The organism is Streptomyces griseosporeus, from assembly GCF_014656055.1.
GTDB lineage: Bacteria > Actinomycetota > Actinomycetes > Streptomycetales > Streptomycetaceae > Streptomyces > Streptomyces griseosporeus.
The window spans coordinates 351,989-378,556 of record NZ_BNBR01000009.1; the positions used below are offsets into that span (position 1 = coordinate 351,989).

Here is a 26,568-nt window from a genome sequence, read left to right on the forward strand (position 1 = left end):
GATTTCGGATGGCGAAGAAGGCGAAGAAGCAGGGTGAAGCCGGGTCCGGGGCCGGGGGTACGCCCGCGACGGTGGCACTGACGGCGGCGGGCGTGACGTATACGGTCCACGCCTACGACCACGACCCGAACCACCCCTCGTACGGCGAGGAGGCGGCCGAGGCGATGGGGGTGTCCCCCGAGCGGGTGTTCAAGACCCTGGTCGCCGATGTGGACGGGACGCTGACCGTGGCGGTCGTGCCGGTGGCGGGGTCGCTGGACCTCAAGGCGCTGGCGGCGGCGGTCGGGGGTAAGCGGGCGGCGATGGCGGATCCGGCGCTCGCGGAACGCACGACGGGGTACGTGCGGGGCGGGATCTCCCCGCTGGGCCAGCGCAAGAAGCTGCCGACGGTCCTGGACGACTCGGCGAAGGCCCACCCCACGATCTGCGTCTCGGCGGGCCGCCGGGGCCTGGAGGTCGAACTGTCGCCGGAGGACCTGGCAAAGCTCACGTCGGCGACACTGGCACCGATCGGCCGCGGGTGACGCTGCGGGTGGGTGGGCGGTTGCTCGCGCAGTTCCCCGCGCCCCTGAATGCCTGCGGCGGCCCGCGCGGGGCTGTGGGTGGCTGATGTAGCGCGCTCTGGTGGTGGGTGGGTCGGGGCCGCGCCGGGGGGTGTCCGTCCTCGGTGCGCCGCTGGGTACGGTCAAATTCGTGCCGCTTCTTTCCGGCGCCCGCTGCGGGCGGACACCCCCCGACACGTCCCCTTCCCGCCGTACGCGTCTACCGCCCGCCGTGGCTGCGGCAGGCCGCCCCGCTGGGCCGGCGCCCACCCGGCAGCGGCGGGCCGCACGCCGACCTAGCTGCGGGCGGCCGCACGCATGGACGCCCCTCCGACGTAGCTGCGGGCAGTCGTGCCGCTGGGGCGGCACGGGTGGGCGCAGCGGCACCCCGTCGCGCCGGGCTGCGCGACCCACCCCCGGCCCGCACCAGCGCCGGGGGCGGCTGCAGCTCCGGGTCGTGTCACACCCGTAGCGTCGGGCGCAGTGGCAGCGTCAGGGCTGGGGTGGGCCGTAGAGGTCCGGGTCGCGGGGGCCGAAGAGGGCCGTCAGGCCCAGGTGGGCCAGGAGGGCCGCCAGGGGCCAGGCCAGGAGGGCGCCCTTCGCGCCCAGCTCCAGGGGGCCGGAGAACGTCACCCCCTTGCCCACCTCCTTCGCGTGGGCGATCAGGTCGGACGTCGGGCCGAGCCACATGCCCACCCGCCACGCCACCACCGCGCCGAGCAGCCCGCCGAGGCCCAGCCCCACCACCAGCGGAACCCCGCCCCGGCGCCGCCACGCGAAGACCGCCGCCGCGCTGACCACACCGAATGCCAGCGCGAGCAGCGTGAACGTTCCGTCCACCCCGATCGCCTGCTCGCCCTCGGGATCCTTGGCGTAGACGACCCAGCTGCCGTCCATCTCGTCCCCGACCCGCGGCACGTGCGGCGCCAGCCACCACCACAGCACCCCGAGCAGCGCCCCGAGCACGGTCACGGCCACCGTCACGACGGCGGCCTCCCGCAGTTCGGTCTTCATCCCGGGCCCGTCCTGTCCGTACGTGACGACGTGCGGCGCCGGATATCCGTATCCGTCGGACGCCGGCTGCTGGGACTGGTCATGCGGAGGCGGAGTCAGCGGTGCGGTCACCCCCACATCGTGCCAGGTGCGTCCCGGCGGCGCGTCACCGGACGGCGGCCCGGCGGTAGGCCCAGGTCGCGACGGCCAGCGAGGCCACCCCGACCCCGGCGCAGACGGCCAGGTCGCCGAGGACGTACCCCCAGTGCGGGTGTGCCCCGAAGGTGCGGGCGAGCGCCTCGACACCGTACGTCGAGGGCAGCAGGTCGCGGGCCAGCCGGACGGCCTCCGGCATGCGGTCGGCCGGCAGGACGCCCAGCAGCAGCGCCGCGGACATGCCCAACTGGCCGAGGAGTGTCGCCAGTTCGGGGCGGGGGGCGAGCAGGCCGCAGGCCGCTCCGAGGCCGGACAGCGCGGCGCCCGCCAGCGGGATCACCGCCGCCAGCACCCACAGGTGGGTGAGGGGGAGGCCGAAGAGGACGCAGCCGAAGACCGCCGTGATCACCGTGCCGGGCACGGTGAAGGAGGCGTAGGCCGCCGCCGCGCCCAGCACGACCGCCGCGGGCGGCACCGGCAGCGTGGCGTAGTGGTCGAGGCCGCCGCTCGCGCGGAGCTGGCCGAAGTACTGGGCGAGGAGGTTCAGTGCCACGAAGGCCACGACCAGGACCGCCGAGCCGGCCACCACCGACTCGGCCTCGCTGCCGCCGTCCACCACCCCGCGCATCATGATCAGGATGCCGATGGACTGGAACGTCGCCACGAACAGGAGCGGGATCCTCGCCACCCGGGCCCGGGACAGCTGGGCCCGGTAGACGGCGCCGAGCGCGGGCCACAGGCGCGTGCGCGGGCCCAGCTCGGCCTCGCCGCGGGCCTGCTCCGGCACGCCCCGGGTGCTGCTCTGCAGGACCTCGGCGGGTACGACACTCACCTGGAGCTGCTCCTCTTCCCTACGGCTGCGCTCATGCCTTGACCAGTCCCTGCCGTGCGGCGCCCCCGAGGGCCAGGTACACGTCCTCCAGGCTGGGCGTGGCCAGCGTGAAGTCGTCGAGGGCGGCGAAGGCGGCACCGCCGGTGACGGTGGCGACCACCGTACGCGCCTCCTCGGGGGCCAGGCGGAGCGTCCAGCGGCGGCCGGACTCGGTCGCGCGGTCGCGCAGCGCGGCGACTTCCGGGACGTCCAGGGGGGCCTTCTCGCGCCAGACCAGTTCCACCCGGACCTCGCCGGCGACCTGTTCCTTCAGTCCGGCGGGAGTGTCGCAGGCGATGACGCGGCCCTGGTCGAGGACGGCGACGCGGTCGAGGACGGTCTCGGCCTCGATGACGTTGTGGGTGACGAGCAGGACGGTGGTGCCGCGTTCGGCCCGGCGGCGGTCGACCGCCGACCAGACGGCCCTGCGGGCCACCGGGTCCATGCCGGTCGTGGGTTCGTCCAGGACCAGCAGGGGGCGCTCCCCGACGAGCGCGGTGGCGAAGCAGGCGAGGCGGCGCTGGCCGCCGGAGAGCTTCTTCAGCGGGCGGCCGGCGATCGGGGTGAGGCCGAGTTCGTCGAGAACGGCGTCCCGTTCCGCGCGGGCCCGCCGGGCGTCCAGGCCGCGCAGCCGGCCGGTGGTCTCGGCGGCGAGGGAGACGGTCAGCTCGTCCAGCGCGGTGGACTCCTGGCCCAGGTAGGCGAGGATGCGGGCGGCCCGCTCAGGGTGGCGGACGATGTCGTGGCCGAGGATCTCCACGCTGCCGGAGTCGGGGCGCATGAGGCCGGTCAGCTGGCGGACCAGGGTGGACTTGCCGGCCCCGTTCGGGCCGAGGAGGCCGAAGATCTCACCCCGGCGGATGTCCAGCCGTACGTCGTCCGTGGCGCGGACCGCGGGGGTGCCGGGGGCTCCGCGGCGGGCGCGGACGGCCGGGTAGGTCTTGGTCAGTCCGCGCACGGCGCACACGACATCGTCCAGGGTGTGGATCGTCGGGGCCGGGCGCGTACTCACAAGGGACGAGACTACGGGGTCGGGAAGCTTTGCTCGCCTTTGGGGCGGCTTTCCGCCCCCGCTTCCGTCCCCGCTCCCCCGCCCGTCATTCCGCCGCGGGCGCGTGCTCCGCCGCGGTGCGTACGTCGATCTCGCGCCAGAAGCCCGCCCGGATGGCGTAGCGGTCGTGCTCGTCGATCTGGTCGTCCTTGTGGGCGAGCAGGCCGAAGCGGGCGGCGTAGCGCAGCAGCTCGCCGTCGATGCGGTGCGGGATGCGCGGGTACATGCCGGACAGCCGCTGGAGGTGGCCCTGGTCGCCCAGTCGGGACATCCAGCGGCGGGCGAAGACCTGGCCGACCTCGTAGGGGTCGCCGCCGACGGTGGTGATGTCCTCCTCGCGGTCGGCCCACCGCTGCTCGGCCGTGGTGAGCTGGGCGAGCGTCGGCATGGCGGCCACTTCGGGCGGCTCGGCGGGGACGCCGGGCCGGTCCACCCAGCCCTTGTCGGAGGACCAGCGCAGGGTGGCGGTGGCGGGCTGCTGGACGGGCTGCGCCCCGGCCCGCAGCTCGGCGAGGTCCTTGGGGGTCGGGACGCCCTTGGCCACGGTGACGCGCTCCGCCGAGCCGTTCCGCGCGGCGGCCGGGACCGGGTGCCGGGGTTCCTCGGCGGGCCGCTCGGGGGCGCTCGGGGCGAGCGCGGACTCCGGGAGCGGGGCGGAGAGGATCGCGGCGATCTCGGGGCGGGGCGCGGGCGGGGGTGCGCAGGCGCCGGAGGTCTCCTTGGCGCGTACGGCCTTGGTGATCCACGCCCGGTCCAGCACGCGCCGCTCGTCGGCCTCGGCGACGAGGTCCTCGGACTGGTTGTAGTCGCCGTCGGCGGCCTGGACGGCCCACAGGTGGACGGCGACGCCGTGTTCCTTGGCGGCCATCATGCCGGGCAGCAGGTCGCCGTCGCCCGTGACGAGGACGATGTCGGAGCAGGCGCGGTTGCGGGCCAGCTCGGTCAGCTCGGCGTGCATGGCGGCGTCCACGCCCTTCTGTGCCCAGCGGCCGTCGCTGCGGGTCAGGGCGCCGAGCCGGACGGTGACCCGGGGCATCACGCGCAGCCTGCGGTGCTCGGGCTGCGGGACGCGGTCGGGGGCGCCGTCGAACCAGTAGATGCGCAGCAGGGGCTGCTGGGTGTCCGATTCGGCGCGTTCCCGCAGGCCCTGGATGAGGGCGGTGTGGTCGACGGTGATCCGGGACCGGGAGGGCTCCCCGGCGAGGAGACTCGCGGCGGCCCCCAGCAGATACCCGGCGTCCACCAGGACGATGCAGCGGTCCACGCGATCCACCCTCTTTCCGGGAGGTTTGGCTTCGGGCTTCCTTCGAGTCTGCCCGACAGCGCGGAGGTTAACGGCCGGAACTCGATCTTCGGCGTGGCGTTTCGGTCCGGCGGGTGCCGACCACCCCTGTCACACACGGTAATTATCCGAAATGCGCTGTGTGGCAGCCTATGTGAATCTGGTCGCGGCCCTGGCCCCTAGAACCCCCACAGGAGGCAGTCCCATGGCCAAGAACAAGAACCGTGACCGTAAGCAGTCGCAGTCCCAGCGGGCGTCGCGCGGCGCCGAGCAGACGATGACGATGGAGCCGCCGGCCGAAGAGCACAGCGCGCCGGTGTCGCCCGCCGAGATAGCCCGCAAGGGCCGGCAGAAGCGCTTCGGCCACAACTGACATCTGCACACGGGGCCGTTGCGGCCCAGGCACACACGAGGGGCGCGCCCGTACCGGGTCGCGCCCCTCGCGTCTGTCACCGGGCCCCTCGGGTCAGCCCGCCAGGCAGGACGGGCCGAGCAGCACCTTGAGGTCGCCGAAGAGGGCCGGGTCGGGCTTGACCCGGTGCCGGTCCAGGCGCAGCACGGTCGTCTTCGTCGGGCCCTGGAGCTTGATCCGGACCTCGCTGTCGCCCTTGTGGTGGCTGAGGATCTCGCCGAGGCGGCTGACCATCGGCGGGGTCACCTTCACGGCCGGGATGGTGAGCACCACGGGCGCGTTGGTGCCCGCGTTGGACAGGTCGGGGACCATCAGCTCCATGGCGACGAGCCGCGGCACGTCCTCCCGCTTGTCGAGGCGGCCCTTGACGAACACGACCGCGTCCTCGACGAGTTGGGTGGAGACCAGCTGGTAGGTCGCCGGGAAGAACATGCACTCGATGGAGCCCGCGAGGTCCTCCACGGTGGCGATGGCCCAGGCGTTGCCCTGCTTGGTCATCTTGCGCTGCAGGCCCGAGATGATGCCGCCGATGGTGACGACCGCGCCGTCGGCGTGCTCGCCGCCGGTGAGCTGAGCGATGCCCGCGTCGGCCTTGTCGGACAGGACGTGCTCCAGGCCGAAGAGCGGGTGGTCGGAGACGTACAGGCCGAGCATCTCCCGCTCCTGGGCGAGGAGGTAGGTCTTGTCCCATTCGTCGGTGGAGAACTCGACGTCGAGTCCGAAGCCGGGCTCGCTGCTGGTCTCCTCGCCCATCCCGCCGAAGAGGTCGAACTGGCCCTCGGCCTCCTTGCGCTTGACCGCGACCACGTTGTCGATCATCGGTTCGTACTGCGCCATGAGGCCCTTGCGGGTGTGGCCCATGGAGTCGAACGCGCCGGCCTTGATGAGCGATTCCGTGGTGCGCTTGTTGCAGACGACCGCCTCGACCTTGTCGAGGTAGTCGGGGAAGGAGGTGTACTTCCCCTTGGCCTTGCGGCACTTGATGATCGACTCGACGACGTTGGTGCCGACGTTGCGCACGGCGGAGAGGCCGAAGAGGATCACGTCGTCGCCCTGGGCGGCGAAGTTCGCCTCGGACTCGTTGACGTTCGGCGGCAGGACGCGGATGCCCATGCGGCGGCACTCGTTGAGGTAGACCGCCGACTTGTCCTTGTCGTCCTTGACGGAGGTCAGCAGGGCGGCCATGTACTCGGCGGGGTGGTTCGCCTTGAGGTAGGCCGTCCAGTAGGAGACCAGGCCGTACGCGGCGGAGTGGGCCTTGTTGAACGCGTAGCCGGCGAACGGGACCAGCACGTCCCACAGCGCCTGGATGGCCTCGTCGCTGTAGCCGTTCTTGCGGGCGCCGGCCTGGAAGATGGTGAAGTTCTTCGCCAGCTCCTCGGGCTTCTTCTTGCCCATCACGCGGCGGAGGATGTCGGCCTCGCCGAGCGAGTAGCCCGCGATGATCTGGGCGGCCTTCTGCACCTGCTCCTGGTAGACGATCAGGCCGTAGGTGACGTCCAGGACCTCCTTGAGCGGCTCCTCCAGCTCGGGGTGGATCGGCGTGATCTCCTGCTGCCCGTTCTTGCGCAGCGCGTAGTTCGTGTGGGAGTTCATGCCCATCGGGCCCGGCCGGTACAGGGCCGACACGGCGGAGATGTCTTCGAAGTTGTCGGGCTTCATCAGCCGCAGCAGCGAACGCATGGGCCCGCCGTCGAACTGGAAGACGCCGAGGGTGTCGCCGCGCTGGAGCAGTTCGAAGGTCGTGGGGTCGTCGAGCGGGAGGGCCAGGAGATCGATGTCGATCCCCTTGTTGGCCTTCACCATCTTGACGGCGTCGTCCATGATCGTGAGGTTGCGCAGGCCCAGGAAGTCCATCTTCAGCAGGCCGAGCGACTCACAGCTCGGGTAGTCCCACTGCGTGATGGTCACGCCGTCGGTGTGCCTGACCCAGACCGGGACGTGCTCGGTGATGGTCTCGCTGGACATGATCACGCCGGCGGCGTGCACACCCATCTGCCGGACCAGGCCCTCGACGCCGCGCGCGGTGTCGATGACCTTCTTCACGTCGGGCTCGTTCTCGTACATCGCCCGGACCTCGCCCGCCTCGCTGTAGCGGGGGTGGCTGGGGTCGGTGATGCCGGAGAGCGGGATGCCCTTGCCGAGGACGTCGGCGGGCATGGCCTTGGTGATGCGGTCGCCCATCGCGTACGGGTAGCCCAGCACGCGCGCGGAGTCCTTGATGGCGTTCTTCGCCTTGATGGTGCCGTACGTGCCGATCATGGCGACCTTGTCGGCGCCGTACTTCTCCGTCACGTACCGGATCACCTCGACGCGCCGGCGCTCGTCGAAGTCGATGTCGACATCGGGCATGGAGATGCGCTCGGGGTTGAGGAACCGCTCGAAGATCAGGCCGTGCGGGATCGGGTCGAGGTCGGTGATGCCGAGCGCGTAGGCGACGATCGAGCCGGCCGCGGAGCCTCGGCCGGGGCCGACGGCGATGCCCTGCTTCTTGGCCCACATGATGAAGTCGGCGACGACGAGGAAGTACCCGGGGAAGCCCATCGAGATGATGGTGTCCATCTCGTACTCGGCCTGCTTCTGGCGGTCCTCGGGGATGCCGTCCGGGTAGCGGCGCTCCATGCCGCGGCGGACCTCTTCCTTGAACCAGGTGACCTCGGTGTAGCCCTCGGGGATGTCGAACTTGGGCATGAGGTCGCGCTTCTCGAACATGCCGGCGGTGTCGACCATCTCGGCGACGAGGATCGTGTTGGCGCAGCCCTCCTGCCATGCGTCCGAGGAGTCGATGGCGTACATCTCGTCCGTGGACTTCAGGTAGTAGCCCGTGCCGTCGAACTTGAAGCGGTCGGGGTCGGAGAGGTTCTTGCCGGTCTGGATGCACAGCAGGGCGTCGTGGGCGCCCGCCTCGTGCGCGTAGGTGTAGTGGGAGTCGTTGGTGACCAGCGGGGGGATGCCGAGCTTCTTGCCGATCTCCAGCAGGCCGTCGCGGACCCGGCGCTCGATCTCGATGCCGTGGTCCATCAGCTCCAGGAAGTAGCGGTCCTTGCCGAAGATGTCCTGGTAGTCGGCGGCGGCCTTGAGGGCCTCGTCGAAGTGGCCGAGGCGCAGCCGGGTCTGCACCTCGCCGGAGGGGCAGCCGGTGGAGGCGACGATGCCCTCGGACCACTGGGCGATGGTCTCCTTGTCCATCCGGGGCCACTTCTGCAGCCAGCCCTCGGCGTAGGCGTCGGAGGAGAGCCGGAAGAGGTTGTGCAGGCCGGTCCTGTTCACCGCCCACATCGTCTTGTGGGTGTAGCCACCGGAGCCGGAGACGTCGTCGCGCTTCTGGTGCGGCTGGCCCCAGAGGATCTTGCGCTTGTTGCGCCGCGACTCGGGGGCGACATACGCCTCGATCCCGATGATCGGGGTGATTCCGGCCTTCTTCGCGGTATGGAAGAAGTCGTACGCGCCGTGCAGGTTGCCGTGGTCGGACATGGCGATGTGCGTCATGCCCATCTCATTGCAGGCGTTGAACATGTCCTTCAGCCGCGCGGCACCGTCCAGCAGCGAGTACTGGGTGTGGACGTGCAGGTGCGTGAACGGCGGCTTCGACACGGTGCGGCCTCCAGGGGAAACACTCGGCGACGGGTGGGGGGACAGTTCCGGGGTCAGCGTCGAAGTCTATGCCGGACCACTGACACCGGGCGGGCACCTGCGCGTACCTTCGTGCGTTGGACACGGCAGAGACACTGCCGTACTTGCACTGCACCAGGAGGCACCCCGCGATGTCGGTACCCCAGCTCAGCGACGAGCAGCGCGGCGAGGAGATCCTCACCGTCTTCGACACCGCCTTCGGCGAGCTCCTGGCCGCCGACCCGGCCGCGTTCCGGGTGAAGTTCCGCAAGATGGCGGCCTCGGCGTTCGCCTTCTACCGGGGGACGGCGTGCCTCTTCTACCACGACCTGGACGGCGGCAGCGGCGGCATAGGGCGGGGCCCCTACCTGGACGAGCGCACCTCGCGGGTGTGGATCCACGGCGATCTGCACGCGGAGAACTTCGGCACGTACATGGACTCCACCGGCCGCCTGATCTTCAACGTCAACGACTTCGACGAGGCGTACGTCGGCCCCTTCACCTGGGACCTGAAGCGCTTCTCGGCGTCGATCGCCCTGATCGGGTACGCGAAGGCGCTCGGCGACGACCAGATCAGCGAGCTGGTGCGGATCTACGCGGGCGCGTACCGCGAGCGGATCCACCTGCTGGCCACCGGCGCCAAGAGCGACGAGGTGCCGCCGTTCACGCTGGACACCGCCCAGGGCCCGCTGCTGGACGCGCTGCGCGACGCCCGTTCGCTGACCCGCTTCGGGCTGCTGGACTCGATGACCGAGATCCGGGACTTCGAGCGCCGCTTCGCGCCGGGCGGCGGCGCGATCGAGCTGGACGCGGCCACCCGGTACAAGGTGCTGGCGGCCTTCGACGGCTATCTGGAGACGCTGCCGGAGACCTCCCTGGCGCGCCCGGACTCCTACCGGGTGAAGGACGTGGTGGGCCGCCGCGGCATCGGCATCGGCTCGGCGGGCCTGCCGTCGTACAACATCCTTCTCGAGGGCCACAGCGACGCCCTGGAGAACGATGTGGTGATCTACATCAAGCAGGCCCAGACCCCGGCCGTCTCCCGGCATGTGACCGACCCGGCGATCCGTGACTACTTCCAGCACGAGGGCCACCGAACGGTGATCTCCCAGCGCGCCCTGCAGGCGCACGCCGACCCGTGGCTGGGCTGGACCGAGCTGGACGGCGCGGGGCAGCTGGTCGCCGAGGTGTCGCCGTACGCGGTGGACCTGGACTGGGGCGACATCGACGACCCGGAGGAGATCGCGCTGGTCGTCGCCGACCTGGGCCGGGCGACGGCCGCGATGCACGCGGCGGCGGACGACACCTCGGGCGAGTCGCTGGTGCCGTTCTCCACCGAGCGGGCCATCGACGCGGCGATCGCGGCCGACGAGGAGGGCTTCGCGCCCCTGCTGGTGGACTTCGCGCACGCGTACGGCGCACGCGCGCGTGCCGACCACCAGATCTTCGTGGACCTGTTCCGCAACGGACGCATTCCGGGTCTGTGACGATCCGCGGTCTCACAGGGACCCTTTAGGGCTCTCTTACGACCGCGCATGACACACTCTCCTTTCGCTATGGACATATCCGGGACCCCTTTCAGAGCGCTTCGCGCGGCGCTGTTCACGGCACTGGTCGTGACGCTCAGCACCGCGTCGCACGTGCTGCTGTCCCGGGTCCCGCTGCCGCTGAACACGGTGGCCGCCGTCGCGACCGGAGTCTTCGTCCTCGCGTACGCCCTCGCGGGCCGCGAGCGGGGCTTCGGCCGGATCGCCGCCCTGCTGATCCCGCTGGAACTGGCGGCCGACACGGTCTTCACCACCGGTCAGCACGTCTGCTACGGCCCGGCGGGCGGCCCCGTCGCCGGGCCCCTGCGCTCGGTCGGCTGGGACGTGCTGTGCGGCGACGGCACCGGCGTCGGCACCCCGCTGGCCCGGCTGACGGGCACGGGCGCCGGCGCGGACGCGACGGCCGTCCTGGCCCACGCCTCCCCCGCCACCGCCTGGCTGCTGCTCGCCGCGCACGTGAGCGTGGGCCTGCTCGCCGCCGCCTGGCTGGGCCGGGGCGAACGGGCACTGGCGCAGCTGGTGCGGGCGGTGGGCGCCACGGCGTTCCGGCCGCTGCTGCTGGCGGTCGCCTCCGTGGCCGTACGGCCGCCTCGGCGGCCCCGCCGCCTGCCGCGGCCCGTCCGCCGTACGGCCGCCCTCCGCGGCACCCTCCTCGCGCACTCCCCGGGACGCCGCGGACCGCCCCGCTCGGCCGCCTTCGCCTGACCCGCACGCGCGCGTGCCCTGTGCGCGTGTGCCGGCATCCCTGAGCACCAGCAGTCCCCCTCACGTATCCCCGCACACCCCGTGTGCGCGTCCCCATGGAGAACACCGACATGAGCAAGCGGAACAGCCAGGCGGCCAAGACGGCGGCCCGCGAGCGGCTGCGCGCCGAGCGCGAGCGGCAGGCCAAGCGCGCCAAGATCAAGCGGCAGGTCATCGTCGCCTGCTCGGTCGTGGGCGTCCTCGCGATAGCCGGCGGCGTCGGCTACCTGGTCGTCCAGGCCAACAAGCCCGGCTACTGGGAGGCCGCGAAGGACGACAAGCTCGTCAAGCCGGCCCACACCACCGGCGAGAACGGCACCACCGTCGTCATCGGCAAGGACACCGCCAAGAAGACGCTGGTCATGTACGAGGACCCGCGCTGCCCGGTCTGCGCCCAGTTCGAGCAGACCGTCGGCACGACGGTGAAGAAGGACCTCGACGCCGGCAAGTTCAAGATCCAGTACGTCGGCGCCACCTTCCTCGACGGCAACCTGACCGGCGAGGGCTCCAAGAACGCCCTCAGCGCCCTGGGCGCGGCGCTGAACGTCAGCCCCGAGGCGTTCCTGGAGTACAAGACGGCGATGTACTCGGCGAAGTGGCACCCCGAGGAGACGAACGACAAGTTCAAGAGCGACGACTACCTGATCGAGATCGCCAACACGGTCGGCGCGCTGAAGAACAACAAGCAGTTCCAGGACGCCGTGAAGAACGGCACCTACGACAAGTGGGCGCTGGACATGTCCGCCACCTTCGACAAGAGCGGTGTGGGGGGCACGCCCACCCTGATGATGGACGGCAAGAAGCTGACCGGCTCGGATGGCAAGAACGCCCCCATGACGGTGCCCGAGTACACCAAGGCGCTGGACGCGGCGCTCAAGGGCTGAACCGGCCGGCCGCGGACGGGCGGTCAAAGAGCGGGCGAACTTTCGGAGTTCGCCCGCACCACGCCCATACCGGTCAGTAACCTGATCGGCCGTGACCAGTCGATACAGATCAACCACATCGCAGGGAGACACCACCTCCCTTCCGCCCCGCCGCCGTACGGTCGTCAAGGCCGCGGCGGCGGGTGCCGTCCTGGCCGGACCGCTCGCGGCCGCGATCCCGGCCCGCGCCGCCGACCAGGCACCCGCCTTCCTGCACGGTGTCGCCTCGGGCGACCCGCTGCCGGACGGCATCCTGCTGTGGACCCGGGTGACGCCCACCGCCGAGGCGATACCCGGCTCGGGCGCCGGCCCGGACACCCCCGTGGAGTGGGTCGTCGCCCGTGACCGGGCGCTGACGGACATCGTCGCCAAGGGCTCCGTCACCGCGACGGCCGCCTCCGACCACACCGTCAAGGCGGACGTGCGCGGCCTCGCCCCGGCCACCGACTACTTCTTCCGCTTCTCGGCCGGCGGCACCGACTCCCCCGTCGGCCGCACCCGCACCGCGCCCGCGAGCGACGCGGCCGTGGCGAACCTGCGCTTCGGCGTGGTCTCCTGCGCCAACTGGGAGGCCGGCTACTTCGCGCCGTACCGCCATCTCGCCGCCCGCGGCGACCTGGACGCGTGGCTGCATCTCGGCGACTACATCTACGAGTACAAGTCCGGCGAGTACGCGGCGGGCGGCACCGTCGTGCGGCCGCACGCGCCCGCGCACGAGATCCTCACCCTCGCCGACTACCGGACCCGGCACGGGAAGTACAAGACCGACCCGGACCTGCAGGCGCTGCACGCCGTGGCGCCCGTCGTCGCGATCTGGGACGACCACGAGTTCGCCGACAACGCCTGGTCGGGCGGCGCGGTCAACCACACCGAGGGTGCCGAGGGCGCCTGGTCGGCCCGTCAGGCCGCGGCCAAGCAGGCCTACTTCGAGTGGATGCCGGTGCGTCCGGCGATCGCCGGCACCACCTACCGGCGGCTGCGCTTCGGCAAGCTGGCCGACCTGTCGCTGCTGGACCTGCGCTCCTTCCGCTCGCAGCAGGCCTCGACCGGCAGCGGCTCGGTCGACGACCCGGAGCGCACGCTGACCGGGCGGGCCCAGCTCGACTGGCTGAAGGCAGGGCTCGCGGCCTCGGACACCACCTGGCGGCTGGTCGGCAACTCGGTGATGATCGCGCCGTTCGCGATCGGCTCGCTCTCGGCGGAGCTGCTGCGGCCGCTCGCGGAGCTGCTCGGCCTGCCCAAGGAGGGCCTGGCCATCAACACCGACCAGTGGGACGGCTACACCGACGACCGGCGCGAACTGCTGGCGCACCTGCGTTCCCACGCCATCCGCAACACCGTCTTCCTCACCGGCGACATCCACATGGCGTGGGCGAACGACGTGCCGGTGGACGCGGGGACGTACCCGCTGTCGGCCTCGGCGGCCACGGAGTTCGTGGTCACCTCGATGACCTCGGACAATCTCAACGACTACGTGAAGGCCCCGGAAGGCACGATCTCGGCGCTCGCCTCGCCGGTGATCCGCGCCGCCAACCGGCACGTCCACTGGGTCGACACCGACCGCCACGGCTACGGCGTCCTCGACATCACCGCCGAGCGGGCGCAGATGGACTTCTACGTCCTGTCCGACCGCGCCGACCGCAACGCGACCTCGTCCTGGGCGCGTTCGTACCGCACCCGCAGCGGCACGCAGAAGGTCGAGCGGACGTACGACCCTGTGTGACAGCTGTGCGTGAGGGTCGATTTTCGGCCACCACGACGGCTTCATTGAACGGCTGACTTCTTGTCACGCCGCCGTGGGGGAGGTGTGATCCGCGGTCGAATCCGGACACACCTCCCGCCCCGGTACAGGGGTATCCCTATGAGCCGATCTGGCCTGATCACTGCTCTTCCCGCCTGGGCATGTCCACGTAATCTCCGGGCGACGGCCAGGAAGAACCCTCGGCCGTTCTCCCCACCGCCTCCACCAGGAGACAAGCATGCGTGCGCTTGCCCGGATATCTCCCCTCATGCGCAGACGCCTTCTCGGCGCCGCCGCCGTGGCCGGAACCCTGATGCTCTCCCCGCTGTCGGCGCCCACGGGCGTCGCCACGGCCGCTCCCGCCGACACCGCGTGCGCCGACACCGCCCCCGCGACCGCCCGCGAGGCCCGCCCGGCGGCCGGCGCGCACATCGCCGAGCCCAACGAGGTCACCGAGGCCCGCGCCCAGGCCATGGACGCCGACCTGAAGAAGAAGCTCGACCAGCTGCGCTCCAACGGCAGAAGCGTTTCCTCACTGGCGGCCTCCGCCACCGTCCCGGTCTACTTCCACGTCATCCACGACGGTACGAAGGGCCAGCTCAGCTCCTCCGCCATCAGCTCCCAGATGAACGTGCTGAACGCGGCCTACGCGGGCCAGGGCACCGGCAACAACGACTCCGGCTTCCAGTTCACGCTGGCCGGCACCGACTACACGGACAACGCCGCCTGGTACAACCTCTCCTCCGGCTCCGCCGAGGAGAAGGCGATGAAGACCGCCCTGCGCAAGGGCGGCGCGAACGCCCTGAACATCTACACCGCCAACCTCGGCGGCGGCCTGCTCGGCTGGGCCACCTTCCCCAGCTCCTACAAGTCCAGCCCGTCCATGGACGGCGTCGTCATCCTGGACGCCTCGCTGCCGGGCGGCTCCGCCGCCAACTACAACGAGGGCGACACCGCCACCCACGAGGTCGGCCACTGGATGGGCCTGTACCACACCTTCCAGGGCGGCTGCAGCGGCAACGGCGACTACGTCGACGACACCCCGGCCGAGAAGAGCGCGGCCTACCAGTGCCCGACCGGCCGTGACACCTGCACCAACAAGCCGGGCGTGGACCCGATCCACAACTTCATGGACTACACGTACGACTCCTGCATGTACCAGTTCACCGCGGGCCAGGTGACGCGCATGCAGCAGAGCTGGGCCGCCTACCGGGCCGCCGGCTGAGTCAGCTGAGCGAGTCGAGGAAGCCGAGCGCCACCCGCCAGGTGGCCTCGGCCGCCTCGGCGTCGTAGTCGGGAAGGCCGGGGTCGGTGTAGAGGTGGCCGGCCCCGGCGTAGCGGTACACCTCCACGTCGGCGCCCGCGCGGCCCATCTGCAGGTACCAGGCGCTCAGCCAGTCGTCCGTCTCGAACGGGTCCGGCTCGGCCACGTGCAGCTGCACCGGCAGCTCGTCCACCCGCGCGTTCGGCGCGAGGTCGGACGTGCCGTGGAGCAGCAGCAGCCCGCGCGCCTTGTCGTCGCCGAGGGCGAGGGTCTGCGCGATCGAGGCGCCGAGCGAGAACCCGGCGTAGACCAGGCCGCGCTCCGAGTAGGGCGCGGCGGCCAGCACGGCCCGCTTCAGCAGCTCGTCCTTGCCGATCTCCTCCTTGTACGCCATGCCCGCCTCGACCGTGTCGAACGTCTCACCTTCGAAGAGGTCCGGCGTCCACACCTCGTGCCCGGCCTCCCGCAGCCGGTCGGCGGCGGCGCGCACCGCGGGACGCAGTCCATAGGTCGAGTGAAAGAGCATGATGTTCATGAGCCCATGGTGCCGTACCCACCGCGTCCGATAACTCACATGTTCGTCACCCGCCGGGGCCGGTTAGGTTCGGAGGCATGGAGAACGTACTCCGCCCGCTGATCGTCATCGGCGGCTCGGTCGTCCTCACCCTCGCCATCGGCTGGGCCACGGACAAGCTGCTGCAGAAGGCCGACGCCAGGAACCCCCACACACCGCTGTGGGGGCTGTTGCGCCGCGGCCGCATCCCTTACCAGCTGGTGCTCTGCGCCGCCCTGCTCAGAGGCTCCTACGTGGAGGCCGGGGTGCTGCCGAAGCACCGGGTCGGCGTCGCACAGACGCTGACCCTGGTGCTGATCGGCTCCGCGGCGTGGCTGGTGATCCGGATCGCGGCCGCGATCGTCGAGTCGTCCTACAGCCGCTACGCCCACGCCCGGATGCACAGCGACCCCGCCCGGGTCCGCCGGGTGCGCACCCAGGTCACGCTGATCATGCGCGTGGTCTCGGCGGTCGTCGGGGTGGTCGCCGTCGCCTCGATGCTGCTGACCTTCCCCGAGATGCGCGCGGCCGGCGCCTCGCTGCTGGCCTCGGCCGGCATCCTCGGCATCGTCGCCGGTGTGGCCGCCCAGTCGACGCTGAGCAACATGTTCGCGGGGCTGCAGATCGCCTTCGGGGACATGGTCCGCATCGGGGACACCGTGGTCGTGGACGGCGAGTGGGGCACCGTCGAGGAGATCACGCTGACCTTCCTGACCGTGCGGACCTGGGACGAGCGCCGGATCACCATGCCGGTGTCGTACTTCACGTCCAAGCCGTTCGAGAATTGGTCGCGCGGCACCCCGCAGATGACCGGCACCGTCTTCTGGCACCTGGACCACTCGGCGCCCGTCGAGGCGATGCGCGAGAAGCTGCGCGACATCCTGCGCGAGTGCCCGGCCTGGGACGGCCGCGACTACGGCCTCGCGGTCACCGACTCCACCCCGAACACCGTCCAGGTGCGCGCCCTGGTCACGGCGAAGGACGCCGACGACATCTGGACGGTACGGGTCACGGTGCGCGAGCAGATGATCCGCTGGCTGTGCGAACGGCACCCCTACGCGCTGCCCCGCGTCAACACCGCCGACGCGGCCCAGCCGCCCGGTGTGCCGCATGCGCGGACCTCACCGGACGGCATGCCCCGCCGCGCCCATGAGACGCCGCGCACCGGACGGGGGTAGCCACGGCCGGGTCAGTGGCCGCGCTCGGCGCCGCCGTTGACCTGGATGATCTGAGAGGTGATGTGCCCGGCGCCCGGGGAGGCCAGCCAGTGCAGGGTGGCGGCCACGTCCCCGGGCGTCCCCGCGCGTCCGGTGGAGGTCTCGGCGATGCGCTGCGCCCGCCGCTCCTCGGTCATCGCGTCCCCGAAGAACTCGGTGTCCTCGATGTACCCGGGCGCGACCACGTTCACGGTGACGCCGCGCGGGCCCAGCTCGCGGGCCAGGTCGTGGGCGTACGGGTGCAGGGCGGCCTTGGCGGCCGCGTACGCCCCGCTGCCCGAGCCGCGGTAGGCGGCGATGGAGCTGAGGAAGAGCACCCGGCCGCCGGGCTCGGCGAGCCGGGCCTTCAGGGCCTCGGTGAGCAGCACCGCGGTGAGCGTGTTGATGCGGAAGTTCAGGGTCCAGTCGTAGGCGACGGTGTCGAGCGGGTCGTCGCTGCCGCTCGCCGGCTCCAGGTACCCGGCACCGCCCGCGCTGTGGATCAGCACGTCCACGGTCCCCAGCTCCTGGGCGACGAACCGGGCCACGCCCCTTACGTCATCGGGTTCGGAGAGATCCGCGGCACGGGTGAGGGCGCCCGGCACCCCCGCCTTCTCCAGGACCTCGGCACGGCGGCCGAGCAGCAGCACCCGGTCCCCGTCCGCGGCGAAGGCGTGCGCCGCCGCCAGTCCGATGCCCGTGCCGCCACCACTGATCACCACATTGCGAGCCATGATCCAACCCTACGGTCGGACGGCCGTGCGGGCAGCGGTTTTCAGCGCAGACTGCGCACGTCCAGGTGGCGCAGCACCCGGTCGACCACCTCGGGGTCCGCGCCCGGCTCGTTGCGCGCGGACAGCACCTCGTGCCGGGCCGCGCTGAGCATCTCGCCCTGGATCCGCCGCACCCGCTTCAGGCGGCGCACCCGCTTCTCGTGGGCCTCGCGGCGCTCGTCCTCGCCGATCTCGGGGCTGATCCGCACCCCGATCTCGAAGGCCCGGCGCAGCATCTGCTCGGACAGCTCGTCCGGCAGTTCCTCGACCTCCTCGATCTCCTTCAGGCGCCGCTTGGCCGCCTTGGCCGCCCGCACCGCCAGCTCCTTCTCGAAGGCCTTCTCGCGTTCGGTGTCGGCCTCCACGCCGAGCCAGTGCACCAGTGTCGGCAGGGTCAGCCCCTGCAGCACCAGCGTCGCCATGATCACGCCGAACGCGATGAACACGATCTCGTTCCGGTCGGGGAACGGGGCGTTCTCCTCGGTGGTGAGCGGCACGGCCAGGGCCAGCGCCACCGAGGCCACCCCGCGCATCCCGGACCACCACATGATCACGGTCTCCCGCCAGCTCGTCGGGATCTCCTCGTCGATGTCCCGCCGGGCGTGCAGCCGCTTGGTCAGCCAGGTCGCCGGCAGCAGCCACACCAGCCGTACGACGACCACGGTGGCGACGATGGCGCCGGCCCAGCCGAGCATCTCCTCCCAGCGTCCCCGAGCGGTGCGGATCGCGTTGTGCAGCTCCAGTCCGATCAGCCCGAAGGCGACGCCGGTGACGAGCGTGTCGACGATGTCCCAGAAGGTGTGCCCGGCGAGCCGGGTCATCACGTCGTCGGGGTCGGTGGCGTACTCGGCCAGGAACAGCGCGGTGACCAGCACGGCGAGCACCCCGGAGCCGTGCAGCTCCTCGCTGAGGACGTACGAGGCGTACGGCACGAGCAGGGTCAGGCCGATCTGCAGGGTGGGGTCGCCGAGCAGGTCGAGCAGCTTGTTGGCGCCCCAGCCGAGCGCGAGGCCCACGCCCAGCGCGACCACCGCGGACAGCAGCAGGTCGAGGCCGGCCTCCCAGGGCGAGAAGGTGCCGCTGACCACGGCGGCGATGGCGACGTTGTAGAGCACGATGGCCGTCACGTCGTTGAACAGGCCCTCGCCCTCCAGGATGGAGACCAGCCGGCGCGGCAGTCCGAGCTGTCCGGCGACGGCGGTCGCCGCGACCGGGTCGGGCGGCGCGACCAGCGCGCCGAGCGCGACGGCGGCGGCGACGGTCAGCCCCGGCACGATCGCGTGCGCGACGGCGGCCACGCAGGCGGTGGTGACCAGCACCAGCGCCACGGCCAGCAGGAAGATCGGCCGGACGTTGGCCGCGAACTGCCGCCAGGACGTGCGCCGTACCGCCGCGTAGAGCAGCGGGGGCAGCAGCAGCGGCAGGATCAGGTCGGGCGGGATCTCGACGTTCGGCACGAAGTCCAGGACGGCGAGGAGGATGCCGAGCAGGGTCATCAGCACCGGCGCGGGCAGCCGTAGCCGGTCCCCGACCGGGACGCTCACCACGGCCCCGAGCAGCAGCACGAACAGCAGGGCCAGCTGGTCCACGGTCAGCGCTCCGGGAGGGTCGACGGTCCGACGGCAGACCTCCAGCCTGCCATGGGCCCGGCCCGGCCGACGCCTGCGACGCCGACGGCCACCGGCTCTCGCAGTCGGCGCCTACAGGGGGCGCCGCATGCCCTGGTGCGGGATGCCCGCCTCCAGGTACTCCTCGCCGTACGGGGCGTACCCCAGCCGCTCGTAGAACCCGAGGGCGTGGGTCTGCGCGTGCAGGTCGACCGCGGTCAGGCCACGGGCGCGGGCCGCCTCCTCGATGGCCCGCACGAGGGCCGCGCCGACGCCCAGCCCGCGCGCCTCGCGGGCCACGGCGAGCCGGCCGAGCGAGCCCACGGACGGATCGCCGGTGCCCTGCGCGAGCGCTGCCGCGCCGTGCAGCAGCCGGCCGGTGCCGAGCGGTACCCCGTCCTCGGCGACGGCCAGCACATGGACCGCGCCGGCGTCGTGCTCGTCGTACTCGATGTCCTCGGGGACGCCCTGCTCGGCGACGAAGACCTCCTTGCGCAGCGCGAAGCACAGCTCGCGGTCGGCGGGGTCCTCGGCGACCCGCACCGTGTACGCGCGCGGGGTCATCCGTATGTCTCCTCGCGCACCTGGTCCAGGGCCTTCTGGAGGTCCTCGGGGTAGTCGCTGGCGTACTCGACCCACTCGCCGGTGCCGGGGTGCTCGAAGCCGAGCCGCACGGCGTGCAGCCACTGGCGGGTGATGCGCAGCCGCTTGGCGAGGGTGGGGTCGGCGCCGTAGGTGAGGTCGCCCACGCACGGGTGGCGGTGGGCGGCCATGTGGACGCGGATCTGGTGGGTGCGGCCGGTCTCCAGCTTCACGTCGAGCAGGGACGCGGCGCGGAAGGCCTCGATGAGGTCGTAGTGCGTGACGGAGGGCTTGCCCTCGGCGGTGACCGCCCACTTGTAGTCGTGGTTGGGGTGGCGGCCGATGGGCGCGTCGATGGTGCCGCTGGTCGGGTCGGGGTGGCCCTGGACCAGCGTGTGGTAGCGCTTGTCGACCGTGCGCTCCTTGAACTGGCGCTTCAGCGACGTGTACGCGTACTCCGACTTGGCGACCACCATCAGGCCCGAGGTGCCGACGTCCAGGCGGTGCACGATGCCCTGGCGCTCGGCGGCGCCGGAGGTGGAGATGCGGTAGCCGGCGGCGGCCAGTCCGCCGATGACGGTCGGGCCGGTCCAGCCGGGGCTGGGGTGGGCGGCGACGCCGACGGGCTTGACGATCACGACCACGTCCTCGTCGTCGTGCACGATCTCCATGCCCTCGACCGGCTCGGCGACGACCTGCACCGGCGCGGGCGCCTGGGGCATCTCGACCTCCAGCCAGGCCCCGCCGTGCACGCGCTCGGACTTGCCGACCACCGTGCCGTCGACCAGCACCTTGCCCGCCGCGGCCAGCTCCGCTGCCTTGGTACGGGAGAAGCCGAACATGCGGGAGATGGCGGCGTCGACGCGCTCGCCCTCCAGGCCGTCGGGCACGGGCAGGGTACGGATCTCGGGAATCGTGCTCACCCGTCGAGTATGCCGGACGGGTGAGACGCGGCCGAACGAGCCTGTGGAAAACCCGGTGGCCGCGCTCGGCCCGGGCTCAGTCCTTGTGGACGGTGCCGTCCGGGTCGAGGCCCCGGAAGGACAGCAGCACGATCAGGATGCCGCCGCACACGATCGCCGAGTCGGCGAGGTTGAACACGGCGAAGTGCTTGGGCGCGATGAAGTCGACGACCTCGCCCTTGAAGATGCCGGGCGAGCGGAAGATCCGGTCGGTGAGGTTGCCGAGCGCGCCGCCCAGCAGCAGGCCCAGCGCGATCGCCCAGGGCAGGCTGTACAGCTTGCGCGCGAGGCGGACGATCACCACGATCACGGCCGCCGCGATCACCGTGAAGATGACCGTGAAGGCCTGCCCGAAGCCGAAGGCGGCACCCGGGTTGCGCAGCGCGTTCAGCTCCAGCCAGTCCCCGAGGAGCTGGATCGGCTGGTGGTGCTCAAGCCGGGCCACCACGAGCATCTTGCTGACCAGGTCGACGGCGTACGCGAAGGCGGCCACCGCGAACAGCACGGCGATCCGCCGCCTGCCGCGCGGCCGCTCGGCCGCCGCGCCCTGTTCCCCCGCTCCGGCCGCCGTCGCGCCGCTGTCACCAGGGGTGTCCGGCGTACCGATGATGCGCTCCGCCTCTGCCACGTGAGTCCCTCAACCTAGGTGCCTGACTGGAGACGAGAGTACGGCACGCCCCGACACGCCCACCTGCTCAGTACCGGCGTTCCTGCTTCTGCTTGCACTCCACGCACAGGGTCGCCCGCGGGAAGGCCTGCATGCGGGCCTTGCCGATGGGGTTGCCGCAGTTCTCGCACAGGCCGTAGGTACCCGCGTCCAGCCGTTCCAGGGCGCGCTCGGTCTGCTCCAGCATCTCGCGCGCGTTGGCTGCGAGCGCCATCTCGTGCTCACGCGTGATGTTCTTGGTCCCGGTGTCGGCCTGGTCGTCGCCGGCCCCGTCCCCGGAGTCCCGCATCAGCCCCACCAGCGACGCCTCCGACGAGGCGATCTCGTCCCGCAGGCGGGTGGCCTCGGCCAGCAGCTCGGCGCGGGCCTCCTCGACCTCCTCCGGGGTCCAGGGATCCTCGCCGGGGCGCACAGCGAGCTCGCCGGGCTCCGCCGCGGCGACACGTGCCTTGGGCACGGCGGTGGTGGCCGCCGTGGCCGTGCCAGGAGTCTTCTTCGCAACCACCGTCGTGGCTCCCGTCTGCTCGGCGGCCTGCGCCGCACCCGCTGTGTCAACCGTGCCCTGCGCGCCGGTGCCCTGCGCGGCGCCGCTCTTCTCCGCCGATGCCTTCCCGCCGGAGCCCTTCCCGACGCCGCCCGCCGGGGCGCGCTTCGCGGCGGTTCTCACCGCCGCGCTCTTCTTGGCGGGGGCCACCTGCCCGGCCGTGCTCTCCTTGGCCGCAGCCGTCTCGGCCGCGGTCTTCTTGGCCGCGGTCTTCTTGGCCGCGGTCTTCTTGGCCACAGCCTTCTTGGCCGGTGCCTTCTTCGCCACGGCCTTCTTGGCCACGGCCTTCTCCGCCGGAGCCTTCTTGGCCGGGGCCGCCGTCTTCTTCCCGGCTGCGGCGGTCTTCTCCGCCGCGCTCTTCTTCGCCGGGGCCTTCTTCACGGCCGTCTTCTTCCCCGCTTCGGCCGACTTCCTGGCGGGGGCCCTCGTCCCGCCCGCGTCAGCCGGAGTCTCCGCGGCGGTCTTCTTCGCGACCGCCCCGCCAACGGCCCTGCCCACCGTCCTCGCCGTCTTCACCGGCTTCGCCGCCCGCGCCGCCGCCCCCTCCCGCGTGCTCTTCTTCGCGCCGGCATCCTTGGCCGCACCACCGCCGCCGGCGGCACCGGCACGTGTGGAACTGCCGGACGCCGACTGCTGTACGGCGGTCTTCTTCGCCACCATGGCCGCGGCCCCTTCACATATTGTGATCTTGCTCGCGAATCGTGCTGGGACGATAAATCGACTCGAGTCCCGCGGCAACGGGGCACACCGCCCGATTCGCCCGCCTCGCGCACGACACGCGCAGAGCCTGCATGCGTTGTGCCCAGCTCCCCGCCGGGTATGCCGCCCCGCCGGCCGTCCCCGAACCGGAAGCCGCGCACCTGCCCATTCGGGGCATCCCCCGCCCCGCCCGCCGCCCGGTCCCCGGCACCGGAAAACCGGTCCGCCGCTGCCCCCGCGGCGCCGTACACTGGGCGGAGCGAAAAGCGTGGATGGGGACGAGTAGCGGCGTACGCAGCCCAGAGCGACCCGGGGACGGTGTGAGCCCGGGGGCGAGCGCGACGTGAAGATCACCCCGGAGCCGCCGGAAGAAAGCCGCAGGGCCCAGCGCCCCGGTGAGTAGAACCGGCATCGCGACCCCAATGAGGGGGCTCACCGGTGTGTACGGCACACCGGAGGGCCAAGGAGGGTGGTACCGCGGGAGCGCGCCGAACCGACCGGCGCAAGGCACGACACAGCTCTCGTCCCTCCGACGGAAGGCAGCAAGTCCGCCGGAGGAAGATCGCTGATGACGACAGCGCCGACGTACCGCCAGGTGCCCGCCCAGGTCGACCTGCCCGCGCTCGAGCACGCGGTGCTCGAGTTCTGGCGCGAGCAGAAGATCTTTGCCAAGAGCCTGGAGCAGTCCCAGGGCCGCCCCGAGTGGGTGTTCTACGAGGGCCCGCCCACCGCCAACGGCATGCCCGGCGCCCACCACATCGAGGCGCGCGTCTTCAAGGACGTCTTCCCCCGCTTCCGCACCATGCGCGGCTACCACGTGGGCCGCAAGGCCGGCTGGGACTGCCACGGCCTCCCGGTGGAGCTGGCGGTCGAGAAGGAGCTGGGCTTCTCCGGCAAGCAGGACATCGAGGCGTACGGCATCGCCGAGTTCAACGCCAAGTGCCGCGAGTCCGTGACCCGGCACACCGACGCCTTCGCCGAGCTGACGACCCGCATGGGCTACTGGGTCGACCTCGACGACGCCTACCGGACCATGGACCCCGAGTACGTGGAGTCCGTGTGGTGGTCGCTGAAGGAGATCTTCAACAAGGGCCTGCTGGTCCAGGACCACCGCGTCGCGCCCTGGTGTCCGCGGTGCGGCACCGGCCTGTCCGACCACGAGCTGGCGCAGGGCTACGAGACGGTCGTCGACCCGTCCGTCTACGTCCGTTTCCCGCTCACCTCCGGTCCGCTCGCGGGCGAGGCCGCCCTCCTGGTGTGGACGACCACCCCCTGGACCCTGGTGTCCAACACCGCCGTCGCCGCGCACCCCGAGGTCACCTACGTCGTCGCGACGAACGGCGAGGAGAAGCTCGTCGTCGCCGAGCCGCTGGTCGGCAAGGCGCTCGGCGAGGGCTGGGAGACCACGGGCCAGACCTTCACCGGCGCCGAGATGGAGCGCTGGACCTACCAACGACCGTTCGAGCTGGTGGAGTTCCCGGCTCCGGCGCACTTCGTGGTCAACGCCGAGTACGTGACCACCGAGGACGGCACGGGTCTGGTCCACCAGTCCCCCGCCTTCGGTGAGGACGACCTGCGCGTCTGCAAGGCGTACGACCTGCCGCTGGTCAACCCGGTCCGCCAGGACGGCACCTTCGCCGAGGACGTGCCGCTGGTCGGCGGGATCTTCTTCAAGAAGGCCGACGAGAAGCTCACCGCGGACCTCGGCGAGCGCGGCCTGCTCTTCAAGCACCTGCCGTACGAGCACAGCTACCCGCACTGCTGGCGCTGCCACACCGCGCTCCTCTACTACGCGCAGCCGTCCTGGTACATCCGCACCACCGCGATCAAGGACCGCCTCCTCGCGGAGAACGAGAAGACCAACTGGTTCCCGGAGACGGTCAAGCACGGCCGCTACGGCGACTGGCTGACCAACAACATCGACTGGGCGCTGTCCCGCAACCGCTTCTGGGGCACCCCGCTGCCGATCTGGCGCTGCGAGGAGGGCCACCTCACCTGCGTCGGCTCCCGCACGGAGCTGACCGAGCTGACCGGCACCGACCAGTCCGGCCTCGACCCGCACCGCCCGTACATCGACGACGTCACCTTCACCTGCACCCACGAAGGCTGCACGCTTCAGGCGGTGCGCGTGCCGGAGGTCATCGACGCCTGGTACGACTCCGGTTCGATGCCGTTCGCGCAGTGGGGCTACCCGTACAAAAACAAGGAGCTGTTCGAGAGCCGGTACCCGGCGCAGTTCATCTCCGAGGCGATCGACCAGACCCGCGGCTGGTTCTACACGCTGATGGCCGTCGGCACGCTCGTCTTCGACAAGTCGTCGTACGAGAACGTGGTCTGCCTCGGTCACATCCTCGCCGAGGACGGCCGCAAGATGTCCAAGCACCTGGGCAACATCCTGCAGCCGATCCCGCTGATGGACCAGCACGGCGCGGACGCGGTCCGCTGGTTCATGGCGGCCGGCGGTTCCCCGTGGGCGGCGCGCCGCGTGGGCCACACCACCATCCAGGAGGTCGTCCGCAAGACGCTCCTCACCTACTGGAACACGGTCGCCTTCCAGGCCCTGTACGCGCGCACATCCGCGTGGGCGCCGAGCGAGGCCGACCCGGCCCCGGCCGACCGCCCGCTGCTGGACCGCTGGCTGCTGAGCGAGCTGCACGCGCTCACCGACCAGGTGACGCAGGCGCTGGAGGCGTACGACACCCAGCGCGCCGGCAAGCTGCTGTCGGCGTTCGTCGACGACCTGTCGAACTGGTACGTGCGCCGTTCGCGCCGCCGGTTCTGGCAGGGCGACAAGGCGGCGCTGCGCACGCTGCACGAGGTGCTGGAGACCGTCACCAAGCTGATGGCGCCGATCACCCCGTTCATCACCGAGCGGGTGTGGCAGGACCTGATCGTGCCGGTGTCGCCGGGCGCGCCCGAGTCGGTGCACCTGGCGTCCTGGCCGGAGGCCGACCTCGGCGCGATCGACCCGGAGCTGTCGAAGCAGATGGTGCTGGTGCGCCGGCTCGTCGAGCTGGGCCGCGCCACGCGCGCGGAGTCCGGCGTCAAGACGCGTCAGCCGCTCAGGCGCGCGCTCATCGCGGCCACCGGTTTCGAGACCCTCTCCCCCGAGCTGCACGCGCAGATCACGGAGGAGCTGAACGTCGAGGCGCTGGCGTCGCTGAGCGAGGTCGGCGGCAGCCTGGTCGACACCACGGCGAAGGCCAACTTCCGGGCGCTGGGCAAGCGGTTCGGCAAGCGGGTCCAGGACGTGGCCAAGGCCATCGCGGGCGCCGACGCCGCCGCGCTGTCCCTCGCGCTGCGCGAGGGCAGGGCGACGGTCGAGGTCGACGGCGAGACGGTCGAGCTGGCCCCGGACGAGGTGATCATCACCGAGACGCCGCGCGAGGGCTGGTCGGTCGCCTCCGACTCCGGCGCGACGGTCGCGCTCGACCTGGAGATCACGGAGGAGCTGCGGCAGGCGGGCCTGGCCCGTGACGCGATCCGCCTGATCCAGGAGGCCCGCAAGAACAGCGGCCTGGACGTGGCCGACCGGATCGCCCTGCGGTGGACGGCCACCGACCCGGCGACGGTCGCCGCGCTGGCCGAGCACAGCGCGCTGATCGCCGACGAGGTGCTGGCGACGGACTTCGCGCAGGGCGAGGGCGACGACGGCTTCGGTGAGCCGTTCACCGACGAGGGGCTGTCGCTGACCTTCCGGCTGCGGAAGGTCTGAGCGCCGCAGAACCGGGAAGGGGCCCGGTCTCCCCGCGGGGAGGCCGGGCCCTTCTTTCGTCCGCAACCCGCGTAAAACAGGGCGGGGCCCCCGGACCGAAGTCCAGGGGCCCCGCCCTGTGACGCTGCCGAC

The 26,568-nt window shown here is 71.6% G+C and carries 21 protein-coding genes; 9 read left to right on the forward strand and 12 right to left on the reverse strand.

Features of this window, described 5'->3' with window-relative positions; translation table 11 throughout:
• Positions 1-8: 8 nt before the first annotated feature.
• A complete protein-coding gene (ybaK, locus tag IE308_RS34980; protein WP_190220964.1) occupies positions 9-524 on the forward strand; it encodes a Cys-tRNA(Pro) deacylase in 516 nt (171 codons plus the stop codon).
• Between the two features lie 510 nt (positions 525-1,034).
• Here the strand turns inward: ybaK and IE308_RS34985 are convergent.
• The 4 genes from IE308_RS34985 to IE308_RS35000 all read right to left on the reverse strand — a co-directional run bounded on the left by IE308_RS34985 (position 1,035) and on the right by IE308_RS35000 (position 4,877).
• Positions 1,035-1,667 (reverse strand): AAA family ATPase, encoded by a 633-nt coding sequence (locus tag IE308_RS34985; protein WP_162655488.1) that lies wholly within the window; start codon positions 1,665-1,667, stop codon positions 1,035-1,037.
• Between the two features lie 34 nt (positions 1,668-1,701).
• Positions 1,702-2,523 (reverse strand): ABC transporter permease, encoded by an 822-nt coding sequence (locus IE308_RS34990; protein WP_190220965.1) that lies wholly within the window; start codon positions 2,521-2,523, stop codon positions 1,702-1,704.
• Between the two features lie 31 nt (positions 2,524-2,554).
• A complete protein-coding gene (locus IE308_RS34995; RefSeq protein ID WP_190220994.1) occupies positions 2,555-3,529 on the reverse strand; it encodes an ABC transporter ATP-binding protein in 975 nt (324 codons plus the stop codon).
• Between the two features lie 130 nt (positions 3,530-3,659).
• On the reverse strand, positions 3,660-4,877 hold the full coding sequence (locus IE308_RS35000) for an NYN domain-containing protein (protein WP_190220966.1): 1,218 nt from the start codon (positions 4,875-4,877) through the stop codon (positions 3,660-3,662).
• Between the two features lie 223 nt (positions 4,878-5,100).
• Here IE308_RS35000 and IE308_RS35005 point away from each other — a divergent pair, with 223 nt between their 5' ends.
• Positions 5,101-5,268, forward strand: a complete 168-nt coding sequence (locus tag IE308_RS35005) for a hypothetical protein (RefSeq protein WP_190220967.1) — start codon at positions 5,101-5,103, stop codon at positions 5,266-5,268.
• Between the two features lie 93 nt (positions 5,269-5,361).
• Here IE308_RS35005 and dnaE read toward each other — a convergent pair whose 3' ends face one another.
• On the reverse strand, positions 5,362-8,901 hold the full coding sequence (gene dnaE, locus IE308_RS35010) for a DNA polymerase III subunit alpha (RefSeq protein WP_110627593.1): 3,540 nt from the start codon (positions 8,899-8,901) through the stop codon (positions 5,362-5,364).
• Positions 8,902-9,071: 170 nt separating this feature from the next.
• Between dnaE and IE308_RS35015 the strand changes: the two genes are divergently transcribed.
• The 5 genes from IE308_RS35015 to IE308_RS35035 all read left to right on the forward strand — a co-directional run bounded on the left by IE308_RS35015 (position 9,072) and on the right by IE308_RS35035 (position 15,099).
• Entirely contained in the window at positions 9,072-10,406 is a 1,335-nt protein-coding gene (locus tag IE308_RS35015; protein ID WP_190220968.1) for a DUF2252 domain-containing protein, read from the forward strand.
• Between the two features lie 69 nt (positions 10,407-10,475).
• Positions 10,476-11,171, forward strand: coding sequence for a hypothetical protein (locus IE308_RS35020; protein ID WP_190220969.1), 696 nt, complete (start codon positions 10,476-10,478; stop codon positions 11,169-11,171).
• 110 nt (positions 11,172-11,281) lie between these two features.
• Positions 11,282-12,094: a DsbA family protein gene (locus tag IE308_RS35025; RefSeq protein WP_110636309.1), complete on the forward strand. Its 813-nt coding sequence runs from the start codon at positions 11,282-11,284 to the stop codon at positions 12,092-12,094.
• A gap of 91 nt (positions 12,095-12,185) precedes the next feature.
• On the forward strand, positions 12,186-13,856 hold the full coding sequence (locus IE308_RS35030; protein WP_190220970.1) for an alkaline phosphatase D family protein: 1,671 nt from the start codon (positions 12,186-12,188) through the stop codon (positions 13,854-13,856).
• Between the two features lie 286 nt (positions 13,857-14,142).
• Positions 14,143-15,099: a zinc metalloprotease gene (locus IE308_RS35035; protein ID WP_229909361.1), complete on the forward strand. Its 957-nt coding sequence runs from the start codon at positions 14,143-14,145 to the stop codon at positions 15,097-15,099.
• 1 nt (position 15,100) lies between these two features.
• Here IE308_RS35035 and IE308_RS35040 read toward each other — a convergent pair whose 3' ends face one another.
• On the reverse strand, positions 15,101-15,673 hold the full coding sequence (locus IE308_RS35040) for a dienelactone hydrolase family protein (protein ID WP_110627598.1): 573 nt from the start codon (positions 15,671-15,673) through the stop codon (positions 15,101-15,103).
• A 77-nt stretch (positions 15,674-15,750) separates the two neighbouring features.
• Between IE308_RS35040 and IE308_RS35045 the strand changes: the two genes are divergently transcribed.
• The gene (locus IE308_RS35045) at positions 15,751-16,869 is read left to right on the forward strand and encodes a mechanosensitive ion channel family protein (RefSeq protein WP_190220971.1); all 1,119 of its coding nucleotides are present in this window, start codon (positions 15,751-15,753) and stop codon (positions 16,867-16,869) included.
• 11 nt (positions 16,870-16,880) lie between these two features.
• Here IE308_RS35045 and IE308_RS35050 read toward each other — a convergent pair whose 3' ends face one another.
• The 6 genes from IE308_RS35050 to IE308_RS35075 all read right to left on the reverse strand — a co-directional run bounded on the left by IE308_RS35050 (position 16,881) and on the right by IE308_RS35075 (position 22,682).
• Entirely contained in the window at positions 16,881-17,621 is a 741-nt protein-coding gene (locus IE308_RS35050) for an SDR family NAD(P)-dependent oxidoreductase (RefSeq protein ID WP_190220972.1), read from the reverse strand.
• A gap of 41 nt (positions 17,622-17,662) precedes the next feature.
• Positions 17,663-19,249 (reverse strand): Na+/H+ antiporter, encoded by a 1,587-nt coding sequence (locus tag IE308_RS35055; RefSeq protein WP_190220973.1) that lies wholly within the window; start codon positions 19,247-19,249, stop codon positions 17,663-17,665.
• Positions 19,250-19,360: 111 nt separating this feature from the next.
• Positions 19,361-19,831, reverse strand: a complete 471-nt coding sequence (locus tag IE308_RS35060) for a GNAT family N-acetyltransferase (RefSeq protein WP_110627602.1) — start codon at positions 19,829-19,831, stop codon at positions 19,361-19,363.
• Complete coding sequence (locus IE308_RS35065) at positions 19,828-20,772, reverse strand: RluA family pseudouridine synthase (protein ID WP_110627603.1); 945 nt, start codon at positions 20,770-20,772, stop codon at positions 19,828-19,830. The genes IE308_RS35060 and IE308_RS35065 overlap by 4 nt, the downstream gene beginning before the upstream one ends.
• A gap of 76 nt (positions 20,773-20,848) precedes the next feature.
• On the reverse strand, positions 20,849-21,439 hold the full coding sequence (lspA, locus tag IE308_RS35070; protein ID WP_110627604.1) for a signal peptidase II: 591 nt from the start codon (positions 21,437-21,439) through the stop codon (positions 20,849-20,851).
• A gap of 67 nt (positions 21,440-21,506) precedes the next feature.
• Positions 21,507-22,682 carry a TraR/DksA family transcriptional regulator gene (locus IE308_RS35075; protein ID WP_190220974.1) on the reverse strand — a complete coding sequence of 392 codons (1,176 nt, stop codon included), beginning with the start codon at positions 22,680-22,682 and terminating at the stop codon, positions 21,507-21,509.
• A 607-nt stretch (positions 22,683-23,289) separates the two neighbouring features.
• On the opposite strand from IE308_RS35075, the gene ileS reads away from it, so the two are divergent.
• Positions 23,290-26,436, forward strand: coding sequence for an isoleucine--tRNA ligase (gene ileS, locus IE308_RS35080; RefSeq protein WP_190220975.1), 3,147 nt, complete (start codon positions 23,290-23,292; stop codon positions 26,434-26,436).
• Positions 26,437-26,568 lie beyond the last annotated feature (132 nt).